A 10,713-nucleotide genomic window follows, 5' to 3' on the forward strand; every position below is an offset into this window, starting at 1 on the left:
CTATCAATACCCCCCTGACCCTGGTGGAGGAAACCCAGGATACGGTAAATGCAAGCGGCATTAGCTCCTACTTTACCGATGCCGTATACACCACGCTGAAAAAGCAGCTGGTGGAGGAACTGGGTTATACCGAGCAGGAAGCTCACAACGAAATTTACGACGGTGGCTTGCGCATTTATGCTACCGTAGACCCCTATATGCAAAGTGAGCTGGAAACCCTCATGCTCAACCGGGACGACGCCATCGCCTGGGGCTGGCGGGAGCAGGAATATGAACTGGGCTCCAAGAGCGTAGACGATGCCATGCAGGAGGAGAATGTGGTGCTCAATGAGGATGGAACTCTGAAAACGACCCAGAGCAACGATGGCACTGTATACTATTACAAAAAAGTTCATACCCAGGTGGGTGTGGTTACCATGGACTACGAAGGTGCCGTTAAGGCGTTGGTTGGCGGTTTAGGCGAAAAAACCACCAGTCTTAGCCTGAACCGTGCAGTGGATGTGGCCAAGCAGACCGGCTCCACCATGAAACCCATTGCCGCCTACGCACTGGGTGTGGATATGGGCTGGATTAACTACTCCACCAATCTGGTGGACCAGGGTGTTGGCTATCTGCTCAAAAAGAACTACGAGTCTGCCTATCCCCAGTATAAGGAAAAGCTCTTTGCGCTGAATGCGCCTGAAGTGGCAGCTAACCCTGGCATCTGGCGTGATTGGCCCTCCAACTATAACACCAATACCGGCCACGGCGAGCGGACGGTGAATATTAATTATGCCATTGCCCAGTCCCTTAACACCATTGCGGTGCAGGTGGGCCAGCTGGTAGGTGCGGATACTATGTACAGCTTTGCCAAGGATACCCTGGGCATGAACCACCTTACCCCCAATGATGCATCTTTGGCACCCATTGTACTGGGCAGCCAGCAGGAAGGTGCAACACCCATGGAACTGGCAGGTGCCTACCAGATGTTTGGCAACGGAGGCGAGTATGTAACCCCCCATCTGTATACCCGTGTGGAACGGGCGGCTACTGGTGAGGTGCTGATTGACAATACCCTCAACATTGTGCACACGCAGGCCATTCAGGAAAGCACCTCCGTTATTATGAACCGGCTGCTGCAAGGTGTTCTGGGCAGTGGCGGTACCGCTGGCGGAATGAAGCCCAGCGGTAAGATGGAAGCTGCTGCAAAAACCGGTACCACCAGCGATAACAAGGACTTTACCTTTGTGGGCCTGACCCCTTACTATGTAACCAGTATGTGGTGGGGCTATGATACCCCGTATGATATGTATTCCATGGGGATTAAAAACGCAAAGGACATTCAAAAGGTTTGGAAACGCTATATGGAAACCGTACAGGAAGGTTTGGAGTATAAGGCGTTCCCCACCAGCGAGGATGTGCGTACCGCTGCATTTTGCACCGAAAGCGGCGAGTTGGCAGGGGCGAACTGTCCCAGCCGGCAGACCGGTTATTATACCAGCGATAATATGCCGGGGCATTGTGCGCTGCACCCCTAATAAAATGACTCTGTAAAAAACAGCGATGGCTGCTATTGGCGCCATCGCTGTTTTTTGCTTGTTTTGTGTAAAATATAGCTAAAAAATTTATTAATTCACAAAGAAATAAATAAGAAGGTAACCAAAAATACAAGGAAAGCTTGCATTTTGCTACAATAAAGTAGTACACTAACGATACAGAGGAAAACACTTGTGTGTGAGGGGAGAACAAAATGACGAAGCGGCATTTTTTGCTGGTAGATGCGGAAGTGCTACCAGAAGTGTTTTTAAAAGTTTTAAAGGCCAAAGAGCTTTTGGCCAGCGGTGCGGCCCGCAATATTTCGGCCGCTGCTCGCGCGGTGGATCTTTCGCGCAGCGCCTTCTACAAATACAAAGACTGTGTGTTTGATGCCCGCAGCAGTCAGCAGATTGTTACGGTACAAGCTGTTCTCCGTGACGAGACAGGTGCTCTCCAGGCTTTATTGGCAGGCATTTCTGAGGCAGGGGGCAGTGTGGTGACCATCACCCAGGCAACGCCAGAAAATGGTGCAGCGAAGGTAGAACTCACCGTGCGTACCGATACCCTGAAGATGAGCCTGGGGGAGATGTTTGCCCGGCTGAGTCTGCAACCTATGGTGGTACATATTCACCAGGGCGTATAAGGCAAACGCTGCAGCAAAATTATAACAAGGCGACACAAAGCCGGTTTCATCGGCATCTACTTTAAAAGGAGGCGTATATTGTGGCAAAGATAGCAATCCTGGGGTTTGGTACTGTGGGCAGCGGCGTGGCAGAAATTTTGCAGGCCAATGCAGCGTTGTTGGCTGCCCGTGCAGGCCAGCCGTTGGAAATCGGAGCCATTTTGGTGCGCAGCAAGCGCACCCATCCCCTGGAACACCTGTTTGTGCAGCGGATGGAAGATATCCTGCAAGATGAATCCATTGATTTGGTGGTAGAGTGCATGGGCGGAACCCAGGCCGCTTACCCCTATGTAAAACAGGCGCTGGCCAGCGGGCGAAGCGTGGTTACCAGCAATAAAGAGTTGGTAGCAGAGTATGGTGCAGAACTGCTGGAGCTGGCAAAACAAAAGGATGCGGCCTTTTTGTTTGAAGCCAGCGTGGGCGGTGGCACTCCGATTCTTACCCCTATGTTTCAGAGCTTGGCAGCAGGGCGTATCCAGCGGATTCAGGGCATCTTAAATGGCACCACCAATTTTATGCTGGGCCGGATGGAACGGTTGGAGATGGAATTTGACCAGGCGCTGGCATTGGCCCAGCAGATGGGATATGCCGAAGCAGTTGATCCATCGGACGATGTGGACGGTCGGGATGCTTGCCGAAAAATTGCCATCCTGGCAAGCCTTGCGTTTGGCAGCCAAATCCGCCCTGGGCGCATCCAGGCCAGGGGCATTCGTGTCATAGAGGCTTCGGACATGAAAGCAGCCCGCCAATTGGGCTGCGCCATCAAGCTGATTGCCTGGGCAAAACAGCAGGAAGACCAGCTCAACGCAGCGGTAGAACCCATGCTGGTGCCCCTGGCCAGCCAGCTGGGCCAGGTGAACGATGTGTACAACGGTGTGATGGTTACCGGAGAAATGGCAGGGGATGTGATGTTCTACGGCCAGGGTGCCGGCAAGCTGGCTACCGCAAGCGCCGTGGTGGCAGACTTGATTTTGGCCTTGCAGCAGAAAGAAGCTGTGCACAATCTGCTTTTCTGGCAACCGGAACAAAGCCAGCAGCCTATCGCTGGCGAAGAAGGTTCCTTTGCTTGCTACATCCGAGTGCAGGGCTTGGCTGCTTCCATGATGCCCCGCTTGTACGGGGAGGGGGAACTGGTGCTGGACGAAGGTGTTCAATGCAGCTACCTGACCGAAAACATTACAGCGCAAGCCCTGGAACAAGCCAACCGACAGGTACAGGCACTGGGCGGCAAGGTTGCTCTGGTGCTGCGCTGCCTGGAATGAAACCAAACAGGAGGGCATAGAACTATGATTAAGGTACGGGTACCTGCTACCAGTGCCAATGTGGGCGCTGGGTTTGATGCGCTGGGGTTGGCAGTTTCGCTGCACAACACCATCACAATGGAAGAATGGGATGGTTTGGACATTCAATCTACGGACGGGTCTCTGATTCCCACCGGCAGTTCCAATTTGATTTATCGTTCCGCAAAGGCGGTGTACGATCAGCTGGGCAGACCCATGAAGGGGCTGCGTGTCCGCCAGGAAAACCCTATTCCCATGGCACGGGGGCTGGGCTCCAGCTCTGCCTGCATTGTGGCAGGTGTTATGGGGGCCAATGCCTTGCTGGGCAATGTGCTCACACGGCGGCAGATGCTCACCCTGGCAACCTCCATTGAGGGCCACCCAGATAATGTGGCTCCTGCCATTTTGGGCGGCTTTGTTACCAGCGTGTTTGACGAAGGTCAGGTGTACAGTGTCCGCAAGGAAATTGACCCTTCCCTGGCGTTTGCCGCATTCATCCCCAATTTTCGGCTGCTGACCGAAAAGGCACGGGCTGCCCTGCCGGATACAATTACCCGGCAGGAGGCAATATACAATCTGTCCCGGGCAGCACTGGCCACCGCTGCATTCTGCGATGGAGACTATGAGCTTTTGCGGGTGGCAACCAAGGATGCACTGCACCAAAAATACCGTCTGCCGCTGATTCCTGGGGGAGAGCGGGTGTTTGAAATTGCAAACGATTTAGGGGCCTATGCGGTGTATCTTTCCGGCGCAGGGCCCACCATTATGGCGGTAGTTCATCGGGATGACACCGAATTTTTTGAACGGGCCGAGCAAGCCTTAATGGAACAGCCGGAAACCATGGCGTTTTCTTTGCGGCGTATGCTTGCGGATAACATCGGTGCCGTGGTAGAATAAAGGACAGAAGTGTTTGCGGTACGAGAGCAGTGGGGTGGTGTTTGACCCCGGCTCATGCTGCAAACTGACCAACGGATGCCGCCTAAGCCATCAAGCTGCAACAGGCAGCGGGGCAGGGCGGTGCATTGGGAGAGAGGGAGTTGAGTATCAGATGGCGTTGATTGTACAAAAATTCGGGGGCAGCTCGGTGGCAAATCGTGACCGCATCTTTAATGTGGCTCGCATCGTGGCGGATACCCGCAACGCAGGCAATGATGTGGTGGTAGTTGTTTCTGCTCAGGGCGATACCACCGATGATTTAATTCAAAAGGCCGCTGAAATTACCAGCAGCCCGTCTCAGCGAGAGATGGATATGCTGTTGGCTACTGGCGAACAGATTTCCATTTCGCTGCTGGCAATGGCACTTAGCGAACTGGGCGTGTCGGCCATTAGTCTTACAGGCTGGCAGGCTGGATTCCACACCGACCGTGCCTATACCCGTGCCCGCATTACCCGGCTGGACAGCGAGCGGGTGGAAAGCGAACTGGCCCGTAACCGTGTGGTTGTGGTGGCAGGCTTCCAGGGCTTGAACCGCACCGAGGACATCACCACCCTGGGCCGTGGCGGCAGCGATACCAGCGCAGTGGCTCTGGCGGCAGCACTTCATGCAGATCGCTGCCAGATTTTTACCGATGTGGAGGGCGTTTACACCGCCGATCCCCGGCATATTCCCAAAGCCAAAAAGCTCAGCGAAATTACCTTTGATGAAATGCTGGAGCTGGCCAGTGCCGGTGCACAGGTTCTGAACAACCGCAGTGTAGAGCTGGCAAAAAAATACGGTGTGGAGCTGGAAGTGCTCTCCAGCCTGAACCCTGTACCGGGTACGATTGTGAAGGAGGTTACAAACGATATGGAAGGTATGCTCATTAAGGGTGTTGCAAAGGATACGGATGTTGCCGTTATTTCTATCTTGAATGTGCCGGATGTTCCGGGCACCTCCTTCCGGGTGTTTGGTGCTCTTGCCCAGAAAAACATCAATGTGGACATCATTCTCCAAAGCATTGGCCGCGGCAAAAATAAAGACCTTATTTTCAGCGTGCCTTTGAGCGATGCCGAAACCGCAATGCGTGTGCTGGAGGAAAACCGCCATCGGTTTGGCGGCGATGAAATCCTCATGAACACCGGCTATGCCAAGGTGTCCATGGTGGGTGCTGGCATGAAGAGCAATTCCGGTGTGGCAAGCCGTATGTTTGAAGCACTGTATGAGGCAAATGTAAACATTCACATGATTTCCACCAGTGAAATCAAGGTGAGCGTTCTCATTGATGACAAGGATGCCGACCGTGCCGTAGCAGCTGTGCACGACGCATTCATTCACTAAACAAGTTTCAAAGGCCCAAAGGCGGCAGTTGCCAGCTTTGGGCCTTTGTTTTTGTGGAATAAACCGGGAGAAATGGCAGGAATCCTGGCTGGGTAGGTGACCACAGCGATTTCTTGTGTTATAATAAGCGATAACGGTTCTGTTGAGAAAGCCGTAATTTTAATGCACAAAACAGCGCACTGCCCACCAACAAGACAAGCCCCGATAAAAGCTAAGCGGAGCGCTGGAGCGGCAAAACCTGCTGCAAAAAAATATCGTTTTATCAAATAAGGAGTGTTTTTGTTTATGGAAAATCGCCCCAATCGCCCCCTCACCCAGGCGGAATTGCGCCGCCGGGCCGCAGCCCGTGCCAAACGGCGCAGAGAAATTCGCCGCAACCGAATCATTTTTGCTGTTTTATGCATTGCGTTGCTGGCACTCGTTGTATTTGGGGCCACCAAGCTGGTGCAGGCTGTTACTGGTGGAAAGGGTAATTCTGCTGGCAGCAGCTCTCTGGCAAGCCAATCGGCCAGTGCAACACCCAGCCCTTCGGCAAGCGTTTCTGGCTCGGCTAGCAGTCAATCCAGCAGTTCTCAGGCAAGCAGCTCCCAGGCCAGCAGTTCTCAGCCGGAGAGCACTCAGCAGCCCGACCAAAACACAACCACTGCTGCCCATACGGTGGATTCATCCGATTGGCTGCTTACCCTGATTAACAACAATGTGGCCCTGCCCGAAGGCTGGGAAGATACCCTGGAAACAAAGGTAGCAGAGAGCAGCAACGGCAAAGAGCTGGCCACCGTGGCGGCAGATGCTTATATTGCCATGAAACAAGCTGCCGCTGCCGATGGGGTGGAGCTGCTGCTCTGCTCCGGCTACCGCAGTGTGGAGTACCAGACCCAGCTGTTCAATGCAGAGCAGCAGGAATGGCTGGATAAGGGCTACGCGCAGCAGGAAGCATACGATAAGGCTAAAACAGAGGTAGCTGTGCCCGGGTATTCCGAGCACAACTCTGGCCTTGCAGCGGATATTGTAACACCCAAGCACCAAACCCTGGATAGCGCCTTTGGCCGTACCGATGCGGGCAAATGGCTGGCAGAACACGCACCGGAATACGGCTTCATCCTCCGTTATCCCGAAGGTAAGCAGGCCATTACCGGCATTATCTACGAGCCTTGGCATTTCCGCTATGTAGGGGTAGAAAATGCCAAGGCCATTGCTGCCAGCGGCTTGTGTCTGGAAGAATATCTGGACCAGAACATCAACCAGCTGTAAGCGGCTTTTAAGGTGTGTACCTTATAAAAAATCCCAAAATTGTAAAGGAGAACCGATGTTACATCGTGAACTCATTGCTCCGGGAGTGCATTTGAATCTGCTCCCGGCCGAAAAATTCCACCGGTGCCGCATCTCGCTGCACCTGCGGTTTCCCGCAAGCCGGGCCAAAGCCACCGACCATGCATTGCTGCCTTTGGTGCTGGAGCGTGGTTACCGTGACTGCCCGGACATGACCCAGCTTTCCCGCAAACTGGCCCGTTTGTACGGCGCCGCCCTTTCGGTGGATACCACCATGCAGGGGGCAGAGCGGGTGCTGAGTATTTCCATCTCCGGCATTCAGGATCAGTATGCCCTGGCGGGAGAAAATCTCAGTGCGGAGTACGCCTCCATCCTGTTTGGTGTGGCCTTCCGCCCCTATTTTGAAAACGACTGTTTCAGCAGCGAGGCTGTCACCGTGGAAAAGGACACACTGGCCCGCCAGCTGGAAAGCGAAATTAACGATAAACGGCTGTATTGTGTGCGCCAGGCTCGCCGCAAATTTTATGGCGACAGCCCTGCCGGGGTAGAGCGGGACGGCTATCTGGCAGACCTGCCCAAAGTTACCCCCCAAACCCTCACCCAGGCTTACTGGGAGATTTTGCAGCAGGCTCAAATTGATGTATTCTGTCTGGGCGCAGAGGAGCAGGTGGTGCGCACCATGCTGCAAGAAAGCCTGGCAGGATTGCAGCGCACTCCTGCCCAGCTGCCGGGCAACACCTTTCAGCCAGCCCAGCAGCCTGCCCAGTTCCGGGAGGAGATGGACCTGGTGCAGGCCAAGCTTTGCATGCTGTTTACCTGGGGCCGCTGCGTGGATGTGGCCCAGCTGAATGCCTTCCGCCTGGCCATGAGCCTGTTTGGTGGCAGCTCCAGCAGCCGACTGTTTTTAAATGTACGGGAAAAGCAAAGCCTGTGCTACTACTGTGGCAGCCGCTTTGTTTCTACTACAGCTATGATGATGGTGGACAGCGGCATTGAACCGGCCAATGCCCAAAAGGCCCAGGAGGCTATCTTGCAGGAGCTTCGGCAGTTGGTAGAAGGCCCCATTCAGCCACAAGAACTGGAAAACTGTCGCCGCAGCCTGCTGTCTGGCCTTACCAGCGTGGGCGACAGCCTTTCCAGTCTGGAAAATTGGTACTATGGCGAAATTCTGCGAGGGGTAGGGGTGCAAACGCCCCAGCAGGCAGCCCAGCAGTTGCTGGCCGTTACGGCGGAGCAGGTGCAGCAGGTGCTGGCAGGGTTTACCCTGTCGGTAAGCTATCTGGTAACCAAAAAGGAGGAAAGCACCCATGCAGAGTGAAGCCATGAAAGCGGTGCATGCCGCCATTGCCTGTGACCACATCCAGCTGGAGAACGGTCTGACCGTACTGGTGCGTCCCATGCCCCAGTTCAGCGGGGTTCATGCCATTTATGGCACCCGGTTTGGGTCGGTGGATTTGGAGTTTTCCGTGGATGGAGAGCACATTCGGCTGCCTGCCGGTGTAGCCCATTTTCTGGAACACAAGATGTTTGAAAGCGAAGATGGCGATGCCTTTGCCAAGTTTGCACAAACCGGTGCAAACGCCAACGCATACACCAGCTTTGATAAAACCTGCTACCTGTTCACCGCTACCCAGCAGGTGGACGAAAGCCTGGACATTTTGCTGAGCATGGTGAATGAACCCTACTTTACCCAGCAGACCATTCAAAAAGAGCAGGGCATCATTGGCCAGGAAATCAAAATGTACGACGACAGCCCCGACTGGCGGATGATTACCGCACTGTTTGGCTGTTTGTATCACAACCACCCCATCCGCAACGACATTGCGGGCACGGTGGAAAGCATTGCGCAGATTACCCCCGATATGCTGTACGCCTGCTGCAGGGCGTTTTACAATCCGGGTAACATGGTGCTGGCCGTTGCAGGCAATGTGACCACCCAGCAGGTGCTGGAAGCCTGCAGCCGGGCCAAACTGCCTGCAAAACCTGCCCAGGTAAAGCGTATTCTGCCCCAGGAGCCCAACACGGTGGCCCGGCAGCGAATGGAATTTTCCATGCAGCTGGCAAAGCCCTGCCTGGGCATTGGTTTTAAAGAAGTTCCCATGGAGAGTGCAAAGGCAGAGGTTATCTGCGATATGCTCACCGAGCTGATTTGTGGCGGCATGACGGAGTTTTACCGCACCCTCTACGATGAGGGCCTGGTGAACCCCGGCTTTGGGGGCGAATTTATGATGCTGGAGGGCTGCTGCTGCTTTTTGTTTACCGGCGAAACCTCCCAGCCGGAGCGGGTGCGCTCCATGCTGTTGGAACGCATTGGGGAGCTGCGGCAGAATGGGGTGGATGAAGAAATTTTCACCCTGTGTAAAAACCAGACCTACGGCGAGATGCTGCAAAATCTGGAAAATATCGAGGATACCGCCACAGCCCTGGCCAGCAGCTTTTTCCATCAGCGCAGCCTGAACGAGGAAATCGAGGCGCTGGCAAGCGTCACCAAGCAGGAGGTGGATCACGCCCTGCAAACCATGCTGGACCCTCAGCGCAGCAGTACCGTCATCATCTGGCCCAAGGAGGAAACGGAAGAATGAGCGAAGTAGTGAGCTTTCCGGCCATTGGCCTGGAACTTAACATCAACCGGGTGGCGTTTTCCATTGGCAGTTTCCCGGTGTATTGGTACGGCATTCTCATTGCCACAGGCCTGTTTTTGGCGGTGCTGACGGCCCTCTGGCTGGCTCCGGATTTTGGTCTGGACGCAGACCGGCTGATGGATGTGGTCATGGTGGGCACCGTGTGCGCCGTAATCTGCGCCAGAGCCTATTATGTTATTTTTTCGCCTGTTCCATACGAAAGCTTTGCCGCCATGCTGGACATCCGTCAGGGCGGGCTTGCCATCTACGGCGGGGTAATTGGTGCGGCTGTTTTTGGTGCGCTGGCCTGTAAATGGCGCAAATTGCCCTTGCTGCCCACCTTTGACCTGGTTGGTATTGGCTTTTTTATTGGTCAGTGCATTGGCCGGTGGGGTAACTTTTTTAACCAGGAAGCATTTGGCTGCAACACCACCTTGCCCTGGGGTATGTACAGTGCCCAAACTGCCCGCTATCTGGCCAGCCAGCAAACAGTGCTGGCACAGCAAGGTGTTTTTGTAGACCCCTCTGCGCCGGTGCATCCTACCTTTTTGTACGAAAGTCTCTGGTGCCTGGCAGGCCTGGGACTGCTGCTGTGGCAGATGAAGAAGCGCAAATTTCATGGCCAGCTGGCCTTGCTGTATGTTATGTGGTATGGTGCGGGCCGTTTTTGGATTGAGGGCCTGCGCACCGACTCGCTGATGCTGCCGGTGGGCGGTTTGCGGGTAAGCCAGCTGCTGGCTCTGGTCAGCGTAGTGGTTGCAGCTGTGGTATTTGTGCTGGCGCTGCGCCGCAGCAAGGGCGTTCAGCTGATGGTGGAACTCCCCGCAGCCCAGCAAGCCCGGCAGCGTTTAAGCCAGGCAGTACAGGCTCACGAAAAGAAGTTGAAGGCAGCGGGCATTGCTTTGCCGGAGCTGCCCCTTACCCAGAGTCTGCCCGCCAATGCAAGCCATAGCCAGTTTGCGGCAGCTCAGGCGGAACTGAAAGCGTTCGATGGCGAAGCCTTTGTGGCCCAGCACATGGAAATGGCTGCCGAAATGATGGAAAGTGTGCGGCAGGAGGACAATCGCTTTGCGCAGCTGGCAAACCAGG

General features: G+C 54.7%; 9 protein-coding genes. All 9 read left to right on the forward strand.

Annotated features, from left to right (window positions below; genetic code table 11):
• On the forward strand, positions 1–1,517 hold a 1,517-nt coding region (locus ACH2EM_RS02835; RefSeq protein ID WP_395150561.1), incomplete at its 5' end, for a penicillin-binding transpeptidase domain-containing protein.
• Between the two features lie 212 nt (positions 1,518–1,729).
• Positions 1,730–2,158: an amino acid-binding protein gene (locus ACH2EM_RS02840; RefSeq protein WP_395150562.1), complete on the forward strand. Its 429-nt coding sequence runs from the start codon at positions 1,730–1,732 to the stop codon at positions 2,156–2,158.
• A gap of 80 nt (positions 2,159–2,238) precedes the next feature.
• Positions 2,239–3,459, forward strand: coding sequence for a homoserine dehydrogenase (locus ACH2EM_RS02845; protein WP_395150563.1), 1,221 nt, complete (start codon positions 2,239–2,241; stop codon positions 3,457–3,459).
• Positions 3,460–3,483: 24 nt separating this feature from the next.
• On the forward strand, positions 3,484–4,374 hold the full coding sequence (gene thrB, locus ACH2EM_RS02850) for a homoserine kinase (RefSeq protein ID WP_395150564.1): 891 nt from the start codon (positions 3,484–3,486) through the stop codon (positions 4,372–4,374).
• 151 nt (positions 4,375–4,525) lie between these two features.
• A complete protein-coding gene (locus tag ACH2EM_RS02855) occupies positions 4,526–5,734 on the forward strand; it encodes an aspartate kinase (RefSeq protein WP_395150565.1) in 1,209 nt (402 codons plus the stop codon).
• A 285-nt stretch (positions 5,735–6,019) separates the two neighbouring features.
• On the forward strand, positions 6,020–6,985 hold the full coding sequence (locus ACH2EM_RS02860; protein ID WP_395150566.1) for a M15 family metallopeptidase: 966 nt from the start codon (positions 6,020–6,022) through the stop codon (positions 6,983–6,985).
• A gap of 55 nt (positions 6,986–7,040) precedes the next feature.
• A complete protein-coding gene (yfmF, locus tag ACH2EM_RS02865) occupies positions 7,041–8,321 on the forward strand; it encodes an EF-P 5-aminopentanol modification-associated protein YfmF (protein ID WP_395150567.1) in 1,281 nt (426 codons plus the stop codon).
• Complete coding sequence (gene yfmH / locus ACH2EM_RS02870) at positions 8,311–9,585, forward strand: EF-P 5-aminopentanol modification-associated protein YfmH (RefSeq protein ID WP_395150568.1); 1,275 nt, start codon at positions 8,311–8,313, stop codon at positions 9,583–9,585. Before yfmF ends, yfmH begins: the two co-directional genes overlap by 11 nt.
• Positions 9,582–10,713 (forward strand): prolipoprotein diacylglyceryl transferase (lgt, locus tag ACH2EM_RS02875; RefSeq protein ID WP_395150569.1); only part of this gene is annotated, 1,132 nt, incomplete at its 3' end. The genes yfmH and lgt, both read left to right, overlap by 4 nt.

Source organism: uncultured Allofournierella sp., assembly GCA_944382705.1.
GTDB lineage: Bacteria > Bacillota > Clostridia > Oscillospirales > Ruminococcaceae > Allofournierella.